Source organism: Actinotignum urinale DSM 15805 (assembly GCF_000420445.1).
GTDB lineage: Bacteria > Actinomycetota > Actinomycetes > Actinomycetales > Actinomycetaceae > Actinotignum > Actinotignum urinale.
The window spans coordinates 94,748-115,347 of the sequence record NZ_ATUY01000003.1 but is presented as its reverse complement, the minus strand read 5'-3'; the positions used below and the strand labels follow the sequence as shown (position 1 = coordinate 115,347).

Genomic DNA, 20,600 nt, shown 5'->3' with positions numbered 1-20,600 from the left:
TCACTAGAAGGACAACCACGATTGCCGGGAACGAGTACGAACATGATTGATTTATCCGCCGCATCTTCCTCTCCTATCCTTCTCTCCCCTCTTGATTCACGCTACCGCGAAGCAACCGCCCAGCTTGTGAACTATCTTTCCGAAGCGGCCCTTAACCGTTACCGTCTGCATGTTGAAATTGAATGGATTATTTACCTTGCGAACAGTGGCGTTTTGCAGGGAGTCGAGCCACTCACAAATACCGATACCACGTATTTACGTGATCTCGTCGAACATTTCGGGCATGAAGATATTGCGGAACTGGCAGGTATTGAAGCCGAAACACGGCACGATGTGAAGGCAATCGAGTACTATCTCAAGGCTCGTATGGACGTTGCGGGCAAAGAAAACCCGGAAAGTGCGCTACCTGGATTGAAAGAAATGGCGCATATTTTCTGCACATCCGAAGATATTAACAATATCGCCTGGGCGCTCGCCATTAAGGAAGCAACGAACACTGCCTGGCTTCCGGAAGCCAAAAAATTGTATGAGAAACTCGCTTCCCTCGGCGGCGAAAACGCAGATCTTCCCATGCTCGCCCACACTCACGGCCAACCAGCAACCCCCACAACGGTCGGCAAAGAAATCGCCGTTTTCGCCCACCGCCTCCACCGCCAAATCGCGCGAATTGAAAAAACCGAGTACCTTGCTAAATTCTCGGGCGCTACGGGCACGTTCGGCGCCCACGAAGTATCCGTTCCAGGCGCAAACTGGCCCGCGCTGTCGCGCGGATTCGTCGAACATTTGGGGCTAACGTGGAATCCGCTCACCACACAAATCGAGCCCGCGGACTGGATGGCGGATCTTTTCGCAGATATTCAGCATGCCAACCGCATTGCACACAATCTTGCCACGGACATGTGGACGTATATTTCTTTGGATTATTTCCATCAGAATTTGGCGGCACAGGGTTCTACGGGATCTTCTACCATGCCACATAAGGTGAACCCGATTCGGTTCGAGAACGCGGAGGCAAATTTCGAGATAAGCTCTGCGCTGTTCGGGGAGCTTGCCCAAACCTTAGTGACCTCGCGTATGCAGCGCGATCTCACGGATTCTTCCACGAAACGAAATATTGGCGTAGCTTTCGGGCACTCGCTCCTCGCGCTGAATAATCTCATTCGCGGCCTTAGCGGCGTGGATCCCAACCCGGCAAAGCTCCGCGCAGATTTAGATAACGAGTGGGAAGTTTTGGGCGAACCCATCCAGCAGGCAATGCGCGCGCTCGGGCTGGCTGGCGTGAAGGGCTTGGCTGATCCGTATGAGCGCTTGAAGGAGCTCACGCGCGGGCGCAAAGTGACCGGCGAAGATATGCGCGATTTCATTCGCGAACTGGGGTTGCCACAAGATGTTGAGGCGCGCCTCCTCGCGCTCACCCCCGCAACCTACACCGGGCTCGCCACCCAACTCGTGGACTACCTCAATTGATCCAAGCTAAACCAATAGTTTCGCTGACGGCGCTTGATTGGCTAATTTTTTATCTAGAGTTAAAAGTTCAATACCTTTTTTCTCGCACGAATAAACCATCCAACAATCCTCAAAACTCAGCTTCGGGAACTTCATCCACAAACCAAGCGAATTTTCTAATACATCATATTCGCATACCACGTGTTGCATGGATGTAACAGCACCCAACACCGTTGCAACTCCCTTGCGCGAGTAGCCATAATGTCTTGACAGAACAAAGCAGACCTCAATAAGCGCCTGATCGGGAATAACAAGCGTCGTCGCCTCTTGGAAAAGTGAATTCACGGTTGAAGTCTGAGGATTATCGTGTTGCAAAATAAATCTCAGAAGAATGTTCGTATCAATAGCGATATAAGAATAGGACACAAGAATTCCTTAACTTTTACCGTCAATAGACTCGTCCAGCACTCCCCCCACGTCGGCCGCTCTATGAGTCTCATAGAAGTCGCTGACGTCTGCCAAAAACTCTCTATCTTTTTTAGGCGAAAACGAGGAAAGTGTCTGAATCACTTCATCAAACGACGAGTAAGGCCGCAACGCAAGTGTTTTTGTTTCTTCGTCATAATGAGCTTGCAATTTATCCGCATTCTCAATCCCCCAAGCACGACGAACCGCAACAGGTATAGTGACTTGACCTTGTGAAGTAATGGAAACGGTGTTCATGTAACTAATATAACGAAATTCATTATTTTAATGCAAAGCCATTACTTAAGTAAAGTACGTTAAACCCTCCATTCCGCAAGCCCAACTCGCGAAACAGGTCACATTGAGCGCGCCCTCACAACCCATCCGTGGTAATCTCCCTAGAATGCGAATGTCCTTATATGGTCATTTTGGTTGCGGAGATGTAACACCAGCGCTTTTTCGTCGTCGATACAACACTACGAAACAGGTGCCACGGAGAACGTCTCCCCACCTCATAATGGCCCTAACGGTGAAGCCAAACCCCACGGCGACGACTCGTTCTTTAGCGATCGCTTTGTTGTGCGTAATGGGTGAAGCCGAACCCACGCGAGAACAACCCCCTCGTTTGAGCGTAACAACACGCGGCGAGTCACAACGCTAGGAGATCCGTGAACATCCTTAACTTACTAGCTTTTCATGCAAATATTTTCCTCGCGCAAGCCGACGCGCAAGCCAACGGCTCCCAGAACATGGAGGGACTCGCGGCCTGGGTAACAAGCATTATGGACCATATTGGGGGTGCGGGCGCAGCTTTCCTCATCGCCCTGGAAAACATTTTCCCGCCACTGCCTTCTGAAATTATTCTTCCGCTTGCGGGCTTCACCGCTGCTAATCCCGCGTCGAATATGACACTTATCGGTGCTCTTCTCTGGACGACGGCAGGCTCCCTCATAGGCGCATGGGTGCTGTACGGCATGGGCGCGTGGCTCGGCCGCGAACGCACCCGCAAAATTCTCCTCTGGCTCCCCCTCACAAAACAATCCGATGTGGATAAAACCGAAAAATGGTTCGATAAACACGGAACATGGACGGTATTTTTCGGCAGGATGGTGCCGATTTTCCGCTCTCTGATCTCACTTCCCGCGGGAGTTACCCGCATGCCTTTCCTTAAATTCACCATCCTTACCACCATCGGTTCTGCGATCTGGAACTCCTTCCTCATCGGCGCCGGATATTACCTGGGTGCAAAGTGGGATATTGTCGGCTGGTATGTGGATGTTTTCTCCAAGATTGTTATCGCCATGTGCGTCCTCGTCGTCCTTTTGTGGATTATTTTCCGCGTCGTGAGGAATCGCCGCGCAAAGAAAAACGGGGCGGGGGACATTGCGGAAGCTACGGACACCGCGGGCGTAGCGGACACAAAGTAGGCACTTACCACCCACTAGCCACAGTTTCGCACGACGTATAAAAGCGGGCTAACCGGATTTGGTGCGATGCGCAAAGGCGTACTAACCGGATTTCGCGCGACGTGCGAAGAAAGCATAAAGATTTCGCGCTAGGAATTTCAACGCTCCCACACGTGCCCCATATGCGCAACGCCCTATCCCGCATCCGCACGGAATAAAAAACCCGCGAAACCGTTATAACACATGAGTCCGGGCGCTATACGCCTAACTCACGCTACGCATTTTGCGAGGTTCACCTCGCGCGTACACGCAACACGCACACGTACACAAACGTACATAGAACTATTGCGCACCTTGCGATACACCGCGCGACTTGCGCATACACGTAGCGCACCTTACGTATATTTTTAAGAGTTAGGGAGAATCGTGGCCAACACAATATCGCTGAAAATCACTGGAATGAGTTGCGAACACTGCATTAACCACGTCACCGAAGAACTCGAAGCCCTTCCCGGAGTTGAAAAAACCGAGGTTACCCTCGTCAAGGGCGGAGAATCTTCCGCCGTCGTCACGGTAGACACCGATGTGGACGACGATACCTTGCGCGAAACCGTCGACGATGCTGGTGGTTACGTCGTCACAACAATTGAACGTCACTAAGGATCCGCGCCCGTCGCGCATCTGCCGTAACTCATAACATCGCGAAACATTACTTCACCTACTCGACTGCACACACATGGCACGCCCTGTAGCATCTGGCACTCATATTGCACACCTGGCACACCTGCAAACCTGTAGCGCACCAGACACATCCGGCACGCACCTGCCCCTACGGGATGCGTCGCCACACGCAATCAGTCGCCTACCACATACATAACGTTTTTCTTCGCACCGAATACCACATTCCATATAACGCAACAGAATACTTTCATGAAACAAGACGCATCCCATTTAACAGAAATCCAACTGGCAATTGACGGCATGACCTGCGCTTCCTGCGTGAACCGCGTGGAGAAAAAACTCGGCAAACTCCCAGGCGTGACCGCGTCCGTCAATCTCGCCACGAATACTGCATTAGTGAAATTGGGCGAGGGCGCGCCTTTGGACGAAACGGCGTATATTGACGCCGTTGAACGCGCAGGCTACAAGGCGCGCGTGATTTACCCGCGTGGGTACGACGACACAGCGTCTTTAACCGCCTTCGAATCGAGCACGGCAGAGGACTCCGTGAAAGATGTGGCCGAAAATTCCGTGCTGGACACAGCGGAAGATTCCGCGAAGGCTTGCGCGAAGTATTCCGCAAACAACGCAACCGTGAGTGACGGCGTAGATAATTCTGACGCAGAAACGCGCAGAACGCGCGACATTCGTCGTCGATTCTATGTGTCTCTTGTGTTGTCCGTCCCGATTGTCGCAATGTCTATGGTTCCGGCGCTTCAGTTTGACTACTGGCAGTGGATTGCGGGTGCGCTCGCGATTCCGGTTGCGACCTGGTGTGCGTGGCCGTTCCATATTAGCGCGGCGCGGTCGTTGCGCCACCGATCCACAACAATGGACACGTTAATTTCTATGGGTGTTATCGCGGCTATGCTGTGGTCCATTTGGGCGATTTTTTGGGGAGGCGCGGGATCGGCAGATTACCGTATGACTATGAGCGGGATGCATTCGCTGGGTAGCGTGGCGGGTTCCGGCGCGGGGAGCATGGCAGACGCGCACATCTCAGACCTAGCAGACGAGGCAAGTTCAGCTAATACACATGTGGCAAACATAGCACACGCCATGGCACCGCATCTGCATTGGGAAACCGCAGCGATGATTGTGACGTTCCTGCTCCTCGGACGCTGGATGGAAGTGCGTTCCACGTACAATGCGGGTAGCGCACTGCGCGCACTCCTCACTTTGGGCGCAACCTCCGCACACCGTGTTCAGCTCGCGAACGGAACCCGCGTGGACGAAATCGTTCCCGCCTCGGCAATCCAGCGTGGCGATATTTTCACGGCAAAACCCGGCGAATCCATCCCCACTGACGGCGTTGTTGTGGAAGGGCATAGCGCGGTTGACGCATCCATGCTCACCGGCGAGTCTGCCCCTATTGACGCCTCGGAAGGCGCGGAAGTTACGGGCGCTACGATTAACATCTCCGGATCCCTTCATATTCGCGCAACTCGCGTCGGCAAGGATACAACCCTTGCGCAGATGGGTCGCGCCCTTCAGCACGCCCAAAGTGTGAAAGCCCCCGCACAAAAACTCGCGGATAAAATTTCTTCGGTGTTCGTGCCCGCGGTGATTACTATTGCGGTGCTCACCTTCATTGTGCGCATGTTTTTGGGACACAGCGTTGAACTTTCCCTCACGACAGCGATGACGATTCTTGTTGTCGCCTGCCCCTGCGCTCTCGGCCTTGCGACTCCTGTGGCACTCATGGTTGGTTCCGGGCGCGCGGCTCAAAAGGGCGCTCTGATTCATGGACCGGATATTTTGGAATCTGCCCACAAGGTCAACACGATTGTTCTGGATAAAACCGGAACGCTCACCACCGCAAAAATGGCGGTTCACGAAATTATTACCGCGCACAGCTTAAAACATGGTGCCGATTCGGAAGAAACCCGTCAAGAAAATAGTGCCGACTCAAAAGAAACCCGGTCAGAAAATCACCCCGTTTCGCTAGAAAACGAGAAGGAAATCCGCCTCCTTGCGGTTGCCGCCGGGCTGGAATCCCATTCCGAACACCCGATCGCGCGCGCAATTACCGCGAGCGCCAAGGAACGTGGCATCACACCCGTTGTTGTCGCAAATTTTGAAAACGTCGCGGGTCGCGGTATCAAGGGCGTAGGTACGATGAATTCCGACGCCACTGCCACATCCAACAACACGGTGAATCTTTCCGCGCAAACCTCGAACAACACGCCGGACGCACTAGAAACACAAGAAACGCAACCCGCGCACAACGCTCAACCCACGCAAGCTGCGCCCGCCCCAATCTCTATGGGCAACATTGCCTGGATGAAGGAACGCGGGGTCGAACTCGGTGATACCGAGAAGGCTTCAGATAATCTTGCCCATCGAGGTATGAGTGTCGTCGTCGTAGAAGAAAATGGTGTGGCGCTTGGCGTTATCGGTGTTAGAGACACGGTTCGCACAAATTCTGCGGACGTCATTAAAGCCCTGAAAGACATGGGAATCGAGCCTGTGTTGGCGTCCGGGGATAACGCGCCGGCGACGGAGGCTGTTGCTCGAGAGCTTGGTATTGCGCGAGTTCACGCACACGTCTTGCCGGAGGACAAGGAGCGTATTGTTGCGGAGCTTCAGGCCGAAAATCGCCACGTTGCGATGGTTGGCGACGGCGTGAACGATGCAGCCGCTCTTGCGCGTGCTGATTTGTCTATTGCTATGGGGAGCGGGACGGATGTCGCGAAAGCCACGTCCGATATTGTTGTGGTGAATTCCGACGTAGCGATGGTACCTTCGGCGCTACGTCTCTCTTCACGCACCTTGCGAGTTATCCGCGAAAATCTCGGCTGGGCTTTTGCCTACAATGCGGTTGCCATTCCGGCGGCCGTTGCAGGAATCGTGCTTCCCGGCTTAGCAGCCGCAGCCATGGCGTCCAGCTCCGTGATTGTGGTGCTGAACTCCCTGCGCCTGCGCCGAGCCTAAAGACGCACTCCACAACAAATCAACTCCGTGCGGGAAAGGGCAAAACCTTGCAGTTTAGCTTAGAATTGCAGAATGGCACAGAATCTTACGGCGCAACCCCTCGAAGAAGCCAGCCTCACACACACAAGCACGGCGCTTCTTGTTGACGACATTGCCCGTTGGGCACGCCGTCCTGCCAACCTCTTAAGCGGAATCATTAGCCTCCTCGTTGTCGGCTCAATGATTCTCCTCACAAAATACGGTTACACCACAACAATTGCCGTCACGCAAGACGTTGCTCACGCTACCGAAGATCTTGTTCACACCATAGTTTTCCTCCCCATCAATGTGCTGGAAGGAATGCTCGGGCTTTTCCTGCCTATCCTTCTTATCGTTGATATGATACGAACCTACCGCTGGCGCGCCCTCGCCACCGCACTCACCGCACTCACCGCGGCGCTCAGCATCTCGTATCTTGGCGTTTTCCTCCTCGAACGCTACCTCCCCCACGCCCGCGCCACTATAGCCATTTCGGGAAGTCTCGACGAACAAGTGTCCGTAGGAATGCTTCCCTACGTGTCCATTATTGCCGTTCTCCTCGTCGTGGCAGGAACGGCCAGAAAAAGCCGACTCACCAACACCGGCTGGTGGCTTCTCGGCATCGTCCTTGTCATTTCCATTCTTCAAGGAGTGCAAACTCTTCCCGGCGCACTTATTACGGTGTTCATTGGGACAGCTTGCGCATATTTTGCCCTCTACATTATCGGCGACGCCCCCGACCGCATGCTCGGCGCCAACATTATTACCCTCCTCCGGCGTGCAGGGCTTGACGTTAGTAGCGCGATTCGCATCGACCCGCCCCCCGAAACCCCTGTTCACGCATGGAATATTACAACTTCTGGGCAACTCGGCTACACGGATAGTATCGGCATCGAAGATTTTCGACGATTCATTGACAGCGACACCCCACCCGACTCGGATTCTGCATCCCCCATTCCCAAAGCCGCGCTCAGCACAGCAACAGCCGCACGTAAGAAACCCACAAAACTGGGACAAACACCCAAGGCGAACGACGAAAAATCTATCGTCGTCGAAACAACACTTTTGAAAGATGTTGACGCACGGGCGATTATTGACGACACCTTGAACAACCACACGCCTTTCTACTCGTCAGCAACGGACCGCCACTATTTCGTCACCACCACCACGGGCGAGAAACATTTCGCCATTGTTATTGACTCGGATCAGCTCGTTCTCGGACGTTTATCTGCGTGGTGGCAACGGTTAACGCTCACCACATCCACATTCCAGGCCGCTGAGACGACGCTGGAAACTGCCGAGCGGATTCTCCTTATGCACCATGTGGCACATTCGCATGGGCTGACACCTGCGAGCACGATACACTACGCAACTGCGCAATCCTCCTCCATTGTTACCTTTGCAGATACGCAAGATATTCCGCTCTCCGACTTACCTCGCGAGGAGATAACGGATGAGATTCTCGACGGGGCGTGGGAGACGTTGCGACGTGCTCACAAGGTGGGCCTCACGCATCAAGATATTCGTGCAGGAATCATTGGCACCCGCACTTCAGCTTTAACTGACGCGGGCGCTGGAGAGAGCCAGTCAGCGAATGCCTCATTCGACTCCGACGAAGGCGCGACGCAAAGCGTAGTAGAAGGTACGACGGAGGGCGCGGTAGAAGGCGCATCCAACGCCACAGGACCAACACGCAACGGCGCAACCGCATCAACCAACGTCGTCAATTTTGTTCAATGGCGCCACGGCAAAATTTCGTCCACAGAAATTTCGCGACATATTGATATGGCTCAACTCCTGGCAATGCAGGCGGGACTTGTGGGCAAGGATCGTGCCGTTGCGGTTGCACTGCGCAATGTTGGAAAAAATCGCCTCACTTACGTTGCGCCTACTTTGCAAAAAACCATTATGCCCGCCGAAACGCTCGCTATGCTGAACGAAAAGAATGCTCTTCAAGAGCTGCGCAATGCCGTTGTTGCGCAACTACCCGCATCGACCCCTCTTGAATCTGACGCCGTTCAACTTCGGCGCTTCTCCGCAAAAACTGCCGTCACCATCGTCATCGGCGTGGTCGCAATTTTCATTCTTTTGGGTTCTATTAACTTCCAGGAGTTGAAGCAAACCTTAGCTGCTGCGAACCCCTGGTTTATTCTCCCGGCATTCCTTGCAGGGCTTGCCACGTATGTTGGGTCCGCAATCAGCCTCAAAGCCTATGTTGCGGAAAAAATTCCGACCTTCCAGGCGAGCCTAGTTCAGGTTGCTGCAAGCGTTGTTGGCCTTGTAACCCCGGCGGGTATCGGCCCGGCAGCCATTAACCTTCGCTACCTTCAGCGCCGCAATATTTCCACACCGGTTGCGGTTGCCACGGTTTCGCTTGTGCAGATTGCCCAGTTCCTCTCAACGGTGTTACTGCTTCTCCTTTTGGGGCTCCTCACTGGAGATTTCGGTAATTTAAGCGCCCCCAGCTTCTCCGTCATTATCGGAATTATCCTCATTATTCTTGCCATTGCGGGTATTTTCTTTATTCGCCCCTTCCGCCAATTCCTCCTGCGCCTTTTGCGCCCGACTATCGAGCAGGTCTGGCCACGCCTCGTATGGCTTGGCACGCATCCTTCCCGCCTACTCCTAGGCTTTGGAGGGGCACTCGTCCAAACAGTTGGCTTTGTGGGGGCTTTCGGTTTCGCCCTTGCTGCCTTCGGCAAAACCCTCCCTCTTGTCTCTCTCGCCGTCACCTTCCTTGTTTCTAATTCGGTTGGTTCTGTGGTTCCGTCCCCGGGTGGTATTGGCCCTGTGGAAACAGCCCTCACAGGTGGTCTTGTTCTTGCGGGGATTCCTTATTCTGTGGCATTTTCCGTCGCGATTCTGTATCGTTTAGTCACCTTCTGGTTGCGTGTTCCGCTCGGCTGGTTTGCGTTAAGATACCTACAAAAGAAGGGGATATTGTAGTGGCGACAATACCGGGCTCCTCTCAAGGCTCCACACATTCTTCCGCTACGCCAAACACCACACAAGCTCCACATTCCCGTGGCCGTTCACCTCTACGGTTCCGGATCAACCACGCAATTGCGCTCAGCATAGCGCTTTTCGCTTTCGCCACTTTCACATACGTATCTGTTTATCAATGGCGTAATTTCGTGTCCCCCTCCTGGGATTTAGGGATTTTTACACAGCTTGTTGACCAGTACTCCCACTTCCGCGCCCCAATTGTGGACATTAAAGGGCCTGGGTTTAATCTTCTCGGCGACCATTTCCATCCAATTCTCGTTCTGCTCGCCCCAATATATCGACTTTTTCCAAGCGGGCTAACGCTCCTCGTCGTACAAAATGCTCTTTTTGCACTGGCAAGCTACCCCATCACGCGGTATGCATGTGCGCGGTTCGGCAATGTTGCGGGGGCGTTTATTGGTTTCGCCGGCGCGTTCTCTTGGGGACTTCACACGGCAGTTGTTGCGCAATTTCACGAGATCGCCTTCGCGGTTCCCCTCATATCCTTTGGTTTAATTGCGTGGTTGGAGGGACGTTATTTCCGTGCTGCCACGTATCTTGGGGCGCTTGTTTTTGTTAAAGAGGATATGGGGCTCACTCTCATGGCTTTCGTCGCGGTTCCGCCTTTGATCACTCTGCGATCTAGCCGTGGTTCATTGCGTGAGCGTTTTGCCGTGTTGCGGTCGCGTTTATCGAACCGAAGCAGTGGCTGGTTGACGCCAGAACGGCTCGGAATTCTCCTTGGCTGTTGGGGGTTATTGTGGGTGTTGCTCAGCGTTTTCGTCGTACTACCGATGTTTAATACCGCTGGCCAGTGGGATTATTACGGAAGGTTCGACGGAAACGACTCGGGGCTTTTCGCGCATTTTTCCACCAAAATGACCACCGTATTCACGCTCGTTTTGACAATGGGCGCAGTTGGCACGATCAGCCCTTTCGCGCTCCTCATTCTACCAACACTTGCCTGGCGTTTCCTAGGGAATATCCCCTATTATTGGGGGACGGATTGGCACTATTCCGCCATTCTGATGCCTATTGCCATGGTTGCGTTAATCGATGCGCTCCAGTACGTAACGTCTTTTTCTCAGGCGGTCACGTCGCAGACCTCACACCACAACCCCCAACTACCCGCAACCACCACTGGGGCGGGCTTACCTGCAACAACCCCACAAACAGGCGCACCTCCCAGCAAATATTTGCGAAAAAACACTATTTTTGCCACATGTTGCGCACTTGTGAGCCTGCTACCTTCGGCCACATGGGCTACTCAGCAGGGCGTTATCCCGCTTCTTCGGGGCGTCAACCCCGAGCTTTCCAGCAAACAACGCCTTAGCGCTCGTTCCAGTGTCGAAGCGGTTCCTCAGGGCGCGAAAGTTGTGACGGATATTTACATGCTCGCCTATCTTGTTCCAGGACGCACGGTTTTCTGGGAGGGAACCGTGCAGGGCACCCCGGTTGATTATGTTGTATTTTCGCCACATTCCAATCATGGGAATGGTGAAAACGTTCTCGACTGGGCGCGACAAACCTTCGGTGGTGACTGGAAGATTGTGTACGACGAAAACGGTTACGTTGTTGTACGCAGACTTTTGCCATAGGCACCGCAATCTATTTTTACCGTCGTAGGACAACCGCAACTAATCCCTCTTCGCCATAGGCACCGCACTGCCCCGCGATAAGTATTGCACCACGCCTCCTTGCGATGGGCACCACGCCCTACCCCCGCGCGATACCCGTCGCATCTCACCCGTCGTGCTAAGCATCGCACCTCACCCGTCGTGCTTTTTATTTAAGTTATGATGGCGATTTCAAGTTATTTCCAGCAATAATCCAGTGAATTTTAGAGAAAAACCCGTTTTTCGCCCTTTTTCAACCAATCGGCCAAAAGTCCTAAATGCCTTGTGACATTCCTCACTGGCTGTGGTATGTTACTTACATACCCTTTTTAGCTTAAAGAAAGGTGGGAAATAAATGGAACACAATGTTGACGCTCAGGCATCGCTGTGGGGAAAAATTGCTGCAATAATCCTCATCCTGGGCTCACTTGCCGCAGGAATTCTCTGGCTTATTGCCAAGGGAAGCATTCACGGGCAGGACGTTGCAATCCTTACCCTATGCATAACGTTTGCCGCATCCATTGCAGCTGTTTCTATTCGCGAGCTTTATAGGGCCGGGAGGTAATAATCATGCTTATGCAGGGAATTACCTATAACACCGCAATGGCTGTTATTGCCGGAACTATTATGCTCCTCGTTGTTGTTTTCGCTCGCATTGTAGCGCGCGAAAATCATGGAGATCTCACAGGTTGGGGCTGGGCTTTTATTGCACTTGGTTCCTTCCTAGGAATCACCGGCCTTCACATGACCCTCACCTGGCCACTGAAACAGATTGACGGCGCTTTCTGCTGTAAGGTCGACAACATTACCTTCGGTGAACCAGCCGCGGTGTACGGCATCCTCACGTTCGTTGCCGGGCTTGCCATTCTTGCGGCGCAACGCAAAGCGGATCGCACAGACGGGGAAGTTACGGCAACAGTAATGTTCCGCACCCTCAGGCCTCTGCTTTTCGTCGCGGCAATCATTGGTTTCGGCCTGGTACTCATCGGAATTGGCGGTATGTACTTCGGAATGTGGCGCCCGCCGGACATTGAACCGGTTGCCCGCCTCATGGCTGGAAGCCTTATTGAACCGCTTATGGTGATGACGCTCTACGTCGGTAGCGGTTTGGCCGCGATTCTTTCTCCGTTCGTCGGAGAGAATAAGAAGCTCGCCAAAGTTGTCCTTGTTATTACGTGGTGCATCGGTATGCTCTGGATTTTCCTCGGCTTCACCGTGTTCTACAGCCACATCGGCTTCTTCCCACAGCCGGACGGTAGCTACATCTAGACAGTGGCCTCAACGCTACATATCGCATAATTTCTGATTTTTATCAGATAAAAATACCGTACTCCTCGAATTTTCTTGACACTCACAACATGAAAAACCGGGGAGTACGGTATTTTTACGTCGCGTTATTTCCACATACCTGTTTTTGCAACGTTTTTATACCCGTTTTTGCAATTTTTACGACGAGGGACGACGTACTCGCACCACACCCGTCGTACATTACTCAACGCCGTAGGCAACGATCTGACGCGAACGCGCACCACGTCAAACTGTTCTTAAGAATACTGAGCACCCCTAAGCCTGTGGATAACTCCATCCCCCAACAATACCCGCCATCCACAACACCCGAGCGAGCACTAAATCTGTGGATAACTCATTTCTCCTTTTCCTTTCAGCGATAAAATCGTGTTTATGGACTCCGTTAATAGCTCTAACACTCTCTTGAGCAACTCCCCCAACAACGGGAGCGATTCTGCACGGTCTGGCACGCTATGCGATCACGCGAGCCTCCCTTTGTATCGTGATCCCGGCGCACTTTTCTGGGTTTTTTGGGGCGGAGCGCTCGGCACTTTTCTTCGCGTGAGCTTCACGTGGATATCTCAATTCCTTTTCGCACAAAACTATTACTTCCCGGAATATATATCTGATCCCGGCCAGCCACTGACCCCAACTATGGTGGGACTTTACGCAACCTTCATTGTTAACATCGTTGGTGCGTTCCTTCTCGGGCTATTGAACGGCGCGTTATGTTTTCGTGATACAACCCGCATTTCCTGCAAGCATTTTGCAAACAAAACGCAGGAACGCGCATATTCCTACAGTAATTACCGCCTCTTCTTCGGAACGGGCATGTGTGGCGGTTTCACAACATATTCGACGCTAATGTGGGGAAGCTGGGTGGATCTCAACGGATTAACTCTTACAGATCCCCCTTATAGCAATGTCAACATTAGCCTTATCTATGGAGTTCTCACACTTACCGTCGGGGTGACGAGCGCCTGGCTGGGAACCCTTCTTGGCATGCGTCACTCCTCGGGCTCGAAGCCCTCAAAAGAATCGGAGTCTGCTCACGGCACTGTTCACGAGTCCGCCCCTGAATCCCCTCATAACCTGCTCGGCACACAGCAACTGGCAAACGCACCCGGCACACACCAAGTGGAAAACCCACCCATATCCGACTCTTTCCACAACAGGGACAATAGCGAAGGGGCCAACTCGTGATACTCATACAGCTCTTTTTCATTGTCCTTGCCGGCGGATGCGGTGCGGTTGTACGTGCATGGCTTGACTCCCTCATCACCACCCACACTCGCGCAAAATGGCCCGTGGGTATTTTCACCGTCAACGTCCTGGGCTGTTTCTGTATCGGCGCGCTCATCGGATTCGCGTTTCTGCCGTTTTTTAAGGAGATCTCCCCCGTAATAACCCTTGGTTTTTTGGGTGGTTTCACAACATTTTCGACGGCAATGACGGACGTTGTTCACCTCGCGCAACAAAAACGTTACGTCGCTTCCTTCGCCCTTCTAACTGGCACATACATTTCGGCCTTTATTGCGCTCTATATCGGCTTATGGTTGCCAACCCTCATATTTTTCTCGTTGATGTACTCGTTGATTTAACGGCAGAATCGACATCACTCCTCAACAAAGTTGACCAGAGAGCGAAAAGAGGCGACGATACACAAAAAACGTGAGACACTTAACTTATGAACGAACGAGCTGGAACACCCGCGCGTCCTGAAGATCTCATCAATGTTGATGAACTCATCGACGCCTATTACACAATCGAACCCGATCCGGAAAATTCAGCACAGAACGTTGTGTTTGGAACTTCTGGTCACCGCGGAAGCGCATTTGATGGCGCTTTCAATGAAGCACATATCGCCGCAACAACGCAGGCTATCGTCGAATACCGCGCCAAGCAGGGCTACGATGGGCCTGTTTTTGTTGGTCGCGATACTCACGGACTTTCTGAACCTGCAGAAAAAACAGCGGTTGAGGTGCTGGCAGCCAATGGGGTAACAACCCTGTTGGATTCACGCAATTCCTTCACCCCCACACCGGCTGTTTCCCTGGCAATTTTGGAAGCAAACGGCGCTCCTCACAACCTGCGCCAGGACGGTCCGGGCTTAGCGGACGGCATTGTTATTACGCCGTCGCACAACCCGCCCCGCGACGGTGGTTTCAAGTACAATCCACCCAATGGTGGCCCGGCAGATACGGACGCGACCTCCTGGATTGCGGCGCGTGCCAACGAACTGTTGCGCGAAGGCTGGAAGAATATTAAGCGCATCCCCTTTGAGGAAGCCGTGAAGATGGATTGCATTGGGCGCCACGATTTCCGCAAGGGATATGTGGAAGCGCTGGAAACAATCATTGATTTTGATGCGATTCGCGAAGCTGGCGTTCGCATTGGTGCTGATCCTATGGGTGGCGCTTCGGCAGAGTACTGGCAGGCGATTGCCGATCACTACAAGATTGACCTCACGGTTGTGAACCCCGTTATTGATCCGGCCTGGCCTTTCATGACTCTTGACTGGGATGGCAAGATTCGCATGGATTGCTCCAGCCCCTACGCGATGGCCGGTTTGCTTCAGCGCATGAAACCGGGCGAGGACGGCAAGGCTCCCTACGATTTGGCAACGGGTAACGACGCCGATTCGGATCGCCACGGAATCGTCACTCCGGATGCCGGTTTGATGAACCCGAATCATTACCTGGCTGTTGCGATCGAATACCTGTTTACACATCGTCCCGCTTGGGGTGGCGAGGTCGGCGTTGGAAAGACGCTCGTCTCCTCCTCGCTTATCGACCGCGTGGTTGCCGGTATTGGCAAGAAACTTGTTGAGGTCCCCGTTGGCTTCAAGTGGTTCGTAGACGGTTTGGTTAACGGCAAGATTGGTTTTGGTGGCGAAGAATCCGCTGGCGCTTCCTTCCTACGCAAAGATGGTAGCGTGTGGACAACCGATAAGGACGGGCTGGTGCTTGACCTGTTGGCCGCTGAAATTACCGCGGTGATGGGCAAATCGCCCTCCCAGTTGCATGAAGAGCAGGTCGCCAAGTATGGGAAGAGCGCCTACGCACGTATTGATGCACCGGCAACGAAGCCTGAAAAGGCGAAGCTCGCCAAGCTCTCCCCTGAGGATGTGACGGCAACAGAGCTTGCTGGTGAACCGATTACCGCGAAGCTCGTCAAAGCACCCGGTAACAATGCCGCAATTGGTGGTTTGAAAGTGACGACGGAAAACGCCTGGTTCGCCGCCCGCCCAAGTGGCACGGAAGATGTGTACAAGATTTACGCAGAATCTTTCAAGGGCGAAGACCACCTGAAGGAAGTTCAGGCCGAGGCCCGCGCGGTTGTGAGCGCAGCGCTCGGTAACTAGGGCTAACGAAGCGTTAAACTAGGCGCTTCTCGTATTACGTGGGGGGAACGTTACACCAGTAACGTTCCCCCCACGCTTCAATGACAACAATTATTTCTTATTACCCGACTGAAACTTCGTTGAAACAATTATACACAAACAACATTAAGTACTATTTTTAGTTCCAAAGGTACTACATACACGGTAGAATATAGCGATAGGTAACCGCCAACGTTGGCACTCACCTATCATTATCTTATTCACTTAATAAGGTGCGCTTCGCCTGCCTAACTCAATGTTAAGGAGTTTTATGTCTATCCCCACCCCACCAGTAGGAGCCGCCGACATCGGCGTTACCGGCATGGCCGTTATGGGCTCAAACCTCGCTCGCAATCTTGCACACAAAGGCTACAAAGTCGCCATCCACAACCGTAGCGCAGCGAAAACAGAAACCATTTATGCCCAGCATGGCGACGAAGGCGAATTCTACCCCGCAGAATCGATGGAAGATTTCGTCCAGTCCCTCTCCAAACCGCGCGTTGCCATTATTATGGTGAAGGCCGGCGCCCCCACCGATGCCGTCATCGACCAGCTCGCCGACCTCATGGAAGAAGGCGACATTATCGTTGATTGCGGTAACGCACTCTATACGGACACACTTCGTCGTGAAAAAGATATTCGCGCACGTGGCCTTCACTTCGTTGGCGCAGGCGTATCCGGCGGCGAAGAAGGCGCATTGAACGGCCCGTCGATTATGCCCGGCGGAACCGTGGATTCTTACAAGCGCCTCGGCCCAATGTTCGAAGCAATCGCGGCCCACAAAGATGGCGAACCCTGCTGCGCATACGTCGGCCCGGACGGCGCCGGCCACTTCGTCAAGATGGTTCACAACGGTATTGAATACGCCGATATGCAGCTCATTGCTGAAGCCTACGACATTATGCGCAAGGCCCTGGGCATGTCAGCAGGCGCCATCGGCGATATTTTCGCAGAATGGAACACCACGGAACTTGATTCCTACCTGATTGAGATTACAGCAGAAGTTCTTCGCCACATTGATGCCACCACAGGCAAGCCGCTCGTGGACGTTATTAAGGACGCCGCATCCCAGAAGGGCACGGGCGCATGGACAGTGCAAAACGCGGCCGCCATTGGCGTTCCCACCACCGGAATTGCGGAGGCGACCTTCGCCCGCTCACTTTCCGGCGACGAAGAAGAGCGCAAAGCCGGCGTTGCCACACTTCCGGAACTCGCTCAAGACGTTGATATTACGGACGTTAAAGGCTTTATCGAAGATATTCGCCTTGCGCTTTACGCCTCCAAGATGGTCGCCTACTCTCAAGGTTTCGAACTGATCCGCAAGGGCAGCAAGGAATACGACTGGAATATTAACCTCGGCGATATGGCCCGCATTTGGCGCGACGGCTGCATTATCCGCGCCCGCTTCCTCGATCGCATCACCGACGCATACGAGCGCAACGCCGATCTTGCCCTGCTTCTCGCAGATTCCTACTTCACGGAAGAAATCACGAAGGCAATTCCGGCATGGCGTCGCATCGTTTCCTTCGCCGCACAGGTAGGAATTCCGGTCCCGGCTTTCGCATCTTCCCTTTCTTATTACGACGGTGTACGTTCCGACGAACTCCCCGCTAACCTTATCCAAGGACAGCGCGACTTCTTTGGCGCACACACCTACAAGCGTACAGATAAGGAAGGCACCTTCCACACCCTCTGGGGCGAAGAAGGGCGCAAGGAAGTCGATGCTTAATCATTAACTCCTGGCTTTAGTCGCGTGGGGGTGCGGATACAATCCGCACCCCCCACGTTCGTCGACACCACTTCCTCCACCACCAGAAACCGCCCTTTCCACATTACTCACGCGACAGCTTTGCGTCGCACATCCATAAAAACACACACTCCACGCAACCACGTTCCTCGAAAACCATCACCCCACTCGGGCTAGTTAACACTGCCTCCCCCACACCGCTAGACACGTCTCGCACGCCACAAAACGCCCAAAACGTCTCACATGGTGATACCATTTACCAAAATGTGGACATTCGGGCAATCTTGAGTACATGTCAGAATCACCTAAGAAGCAAAGTGCGGAAGATCGTAGTGCACTCGTCGCCGTAACCGTTTTCCCGCTCATCATTATTGCGGCCTTCGCTTTCGCATTCTTCTCACCAAAACAGGCAAGCGTCCTAGGGCCTTGGGTTACCATTCTTCTCGGAATCATTATGTTCGGCATGGGACTCACCCTCACCCCCGGCGATTTCAAACTTATAGCCAAGCGCCCCATCCCCGTCGTTATCGGCGTTATCGCTCAGTACATTATTATGCCGGGGCTTGCCTTTGCTCTTTCCAAAATCATTATTCTCGTCATGGGAAGAACCGACGTTTCCAACGCGATTGCCGTTGGCGTCGTCCTCGTAGGTTGCGCTCCGGGTGGCACATCCTCGAATGTTGTGAGCTATCTTTCCAAGGCCGATGTGGCTCTGTCAGTTACTATGACCTCCATTTCCACGCTCCTTGCGCCAATTATGACTCCGCTCCTTACCTCGTGGCTTGCCGGCTCCTACATGCCAATTAACGGTAAAGCCATGGCGTTGAGCATCGTGCAGGTTGTGCTTCTGCCGATTATCGCGGGTGTTGTGATCCGCCTCCTGGCACACAACCTTGTGGAAATGGCTCTCCCCATTCTTCCCTGGATTTCAACCTTCGGCATTGCGGGCGTTCTGCTCGCGGTGGTTTCCGGTAGCGTGAATGCCATTAAGTCCGCGGGTTTGATTGTTTTCGTCGTCGTTATTACACACAACCTTTGCGGGTATGCTCTCGGTTTCTGGTTCTCCCGTGTTCTCGGGGTTTCTGTGCGAGGCTCGCGTACCACATCCATTGAGGTCGGTATGCAAAATTCAGGTTTGGCAGCTCAGCTTGCGACGGTTCATTTCGCAACTCAGCCTGCCACCGCGCTTCCGGGTGCGATTTTCTCCACGTGGCACAACATTTCTGGCGCATTGCTGGCAATGTATTACCGCCGCACGGCTGCCACGCACCAGGATGAGGTAGACGCCAAGGCGCGTGCCGCACGGGATGCAAAGGCATCCAAGTAGGTTATACGACGATTTCTGTCGCGTTTCCTTAACTTTCCACACATCGGGGTCACTTTATTGAAAGTGGCTCCGATACTTTTGTTATGGGTGGCGGCGCGCAAAGCGCACACACTCTCATTTTGTGGTTTTGGGACGATGTGCCTCTCGGCTTTGCGAACCAGCAGATAAAATTGGAAATCTATAGGACAATTTTGGAGGATTCGCTGTCTAGTTTTGTTGGTAAGGCGTGGGAAAATCGTCTTAGCTGTTTAGCGCAGGAAAGTCATCTCAAATGCTTGGCTCGGGAAAATCATCTCAGATGCTTGGCGTTTTCCGTCTGATGGAACTTTATGGCCAAAATAGACTCCGTAATCTTTACACTCTAAGTTATTGATAGAATCAACACGACAATAGAGACAGGCAATTTCAACCTGATCACATACAGAAAGGTTTCTCATGTCTCAACCTAATTATCAGCATGGTATGCCAGGCAACGCTCCTGCATCAACCGTGCACACCTATATTAAACCCACAGAAAACGGGCCCTATGCTGGAAATCAATTACGTTTCATCCTCAGCATCGCTCTTGCATCCTGTGGCGGATTGTCATTCCTTTCCATCTTCTTCCCGATTGCAAGCTCCGGTTTGGGAAGCGTGGGATGGGTAACTGGCACCTATAGTGTCTCACAATTATCCTCCGGAGCAGTAGCGTTTATTTTCCTTTTCAATATTGCAATAGTTGCAACGGCTATTGTGTCAATTTTCCTCACGATGCCCTGGGTTCGCCTTATGGCTTCTATTACCGGCACGTCTTTGGCCACAACACTTTTAGTCACCAATATTTTGATTGTGGCGGTTGTGCCATCCGGCCCTTCTGCTCGCTCCGGCCCCTCTGCTAGCGCGGGCTTCGGCGTTATCATTGCTATTCTCGCCGCTCTAGGAATCATTGGTTGCTCAATTGCTCTCCTTATCCTCGGTAAGGAAACTCCGGTTAATGGCTGGACGGTACAGATTGGTGGCACACCTCCCGCCCCTAAGGCTCCTGCCCCTCAGTACAATGCGCCTTTCGGCACCGGCACTGCTCAAGGTTACCCACAGCAGGGCTACCCCCAACAGGCTCCTCGCGGATACCAGCAGGCGCCCCAGCAGGGTTACCCGCAGCAGGCTCCTCGCGGATACCAGCAGGCGCCCCAGCAGGGTCACCCCCAGCAGGGCCACCCGCAGCAGGGTTACCCCCAGCAACCTCCTCGGCCAGTAGCGCCATCCGTCGAATAGTGACAATTTTCCT

Annotated in this window: 17 protein-coding genes; 14 read left to right on the top strand and 3 right to left on the bottom strand. The window is 53.2% G+C overall.

What is annotated here, in order from left to right; all coding sequences use genetic code 11:
- Positions 1–42 precede the first annotated feature (42 nt).
- A complete protein-coding gene (purB, locus tag G445_RS0103520) occupies positions 43–1,467 on the top strand; it encodes an adenylosuccinate lyase (RefSeq protein WP_022866187.1) in 1,425 nt (474 codons plus the stop codon).
- A gap of 6 nt (positions 1,468–1,473) precedes the next feature.
- On the opposite strand, the gene G445_RS0103515 is transcribed toward purB, so the two are convergent.
- A complete protein-coding gene (locus tag G445_RS0103515; protein WP_022866186.1) occupies positions 1,474–1,872 on the bottom strand; it encodes a PIN domain-containing protein in 399 nt (132 codons plus the stop codon).
- Between the two features lie 9 nt (positions 1,873–1,881).
- Positions 1,882–2,169 carry an AbrB/MazE/SpoVT family DNA-binding domain-containing protein gene (locus G445_RS09540; protein ID WP_022866185.1) on the bottom strand — a complete coding sequence of 96 codons (288 nt, stop codon included), beginning with the start codon at positions 2,167–2,169 and terminating at the stop codon, positions 1,882–1,884.
- Positions 2,170–2,579: 410 nt separating this feature from the next.
- On the opposite strand from G445_RS09540, the gene G445_RS0103505 reads away from it, so the two are divergent.
- The 12 genes from G445_RS0103505 to G445_RS09520 all read left to right on the top strand — a co-directional run bounded on the left by G445_RS0103505 (position 2,580) and on the right by G445_RS09520 (position 19,333).
- A complete protein-coding gene (locus G445_RS0103505; protein WP_022866184.1) occupies positions 2,580–3,338 on the top strand; it encodes a DedA family protein in 759 nt (252 codons plus the stop codon).
- Between the two features lie 405 nt (positions 3,339–3,743).
- On the top strand, positions 3,744–3,977 hold the full coding sequence (locus G445_RS0103500) for a heavy-metal-associated domain-containing protein (RefSeq protein WP_022866183.1): 234 nt from the start codon (positions 3,744–3,746) through the stop codon (positions 3,975–3,977).
- 270 nt (positions 3,978–4,247) lie between these two features.
- Positions 4,248–6,971, top strand: a complete 2,724-nt coding sequence (locus G445_RS0103495) for a heavy metal translocating P-type ATPase (protein WP_022866182.1) — start codon at positions 4,248–4,250, stop codon at positions 6,969–6,971.
- Positions 6,972–7,043: 72 nt separating this feature from the next.
- Entirely contained in the window at positions 7,044–9,935 is a 2,892-nt protein-coding gene (locus tag G445_RS10780; protein WP_022866181.1) for a lysylphosphatidylglycerol synthase transmembrane domain-containing protein, read from the top strand.
- Complete coding sequence (locus G445_RS09530; protein ID WP_022866180.1) at positions 9,935–11,572, top strand: DUF2079 domain-containing protein; 1,638 nt, start codon at positions 9,935–9,937, stop codon at positions 11,570–11,572. Before G445_RS10780 ends, G445_RS09530 begins: the two co-directional genes overlap by 1 nt.
- Before the next feature lie 373 nt (positions 11,573–11,945).
- The gene (locus tag G445_RS09525; protein WP_022866179.1) at positions 11,946–12,155 is read left to right on the top strand and encodes a hypothetical protein; all 210 of its coding nucleotides are present in this window, start codon (positions 11,946–11,948) and stop codon (positions 12,153–12,155) included.
- Between the two features lie 5 nt (positions 12,156–12,160).
- A complete protein-coding gene (locus G445_RS0103475) occupies positions 12,161–12,859 on the top strand; it encodes a DUF981 family protein (RefSeq protein WP_022866178.1) in 699 nt (232 codons plus the stop codon).
- 411 nt (positions 12,860–13,270) lie between these two features.
- Positions 13,271–14,080, top strand: a complete 810-nt coding sequence (locus G445_RS0103470; protein ID WP_022866177.1) for a fluoride efflux transporter FluC — start codon at positions 13,271–13,273, stop codon at positions 14,078–14,080.
- Positions 14,077–14,478, top strand: a complete 402-nt coding sequence (locus G445_RS0103465; protein WP_022866176.1) for a fluoride efflux transporter FluC — start codon at positions 14,077–14,079, stop codon at positions 14,476–14,478. Before G445_RS0103470 ends, G445_RS0103465 begins: the two co-directional genes overlap by 4 nt.
- An 86-nt stretch (positions 14,479–14,564) precedes the next feature.
- Positions 14,565–16,241, top strand: a complete 1,677-nt coding sequence (gene pgm, locus G445_RS0103460) for a phosphoglucomutase (alpha-D-glucose-1,6-bisphosphate-dependent) (RefSeq protein WP_022866175.1) — start codon at positions 14,565–14,567, stop codon at positions 16,239–16,241.
- A 289-nt stretch (positions 16,242–16,530) separates the two neighbouring features.
- The gene (gene gndA, locus G445_RS0103455; protein ID WP_022866174.1) at positions 16,531–17,988 is read left to right on the top strand and encodes an NADP-dependent phosphogluconate dehydrogenase; all 1,458 of its coding nucleotides are present in this window, start codon (positions 16,531–16,533) and stop codon (positions 17,986–17,988) included.
- A 310-nt stretch (positions 17,989–18,298) separates the two neighbouring features.
- Positions 18,299–19,333, top strand: coding sequence for a bile acid:sodium symporter family protein (locus G445_RS09520; RefSeq protein ID WP_022866173.1), 1,035 nt, complete (start codon positions 18,299–18,301; stop codon positions 19,331–19,333).
- A gap of 248 nt (positions 19,334–19,581) precedes the next feature.
- On the opposite strand, the gene G445_RS12110 is transcribed toward G445_RS09520, so the two are convergent.
- A complete protein-coding gene (locus G445_RS12110) occupies positions 19,582–19,770 on the bottom strand; it encodes a hypothetical protein (RefSeq protein ID WP_211210500.1) in 189 nt (62 codons plus the stop codon).
- Between G445_RS12110 and G445_RS11895 the strand changes: the two genes are divergently transcribed.
- Complete coding sequence (locus tag G445_RS11895; protein WP_051126997.1) at positions 19,769–20,587, top strand: hypothetical protein; 819 nt, start codon at positions 19,769–19,771, stop codon at positions 20,585–20,587. The genes G445_RS12110 and G445_RS11895 overlap by 2 nt on opposite strands.
- Positions 20,588–20,600 lie beyond the last annotated feature (13 nt).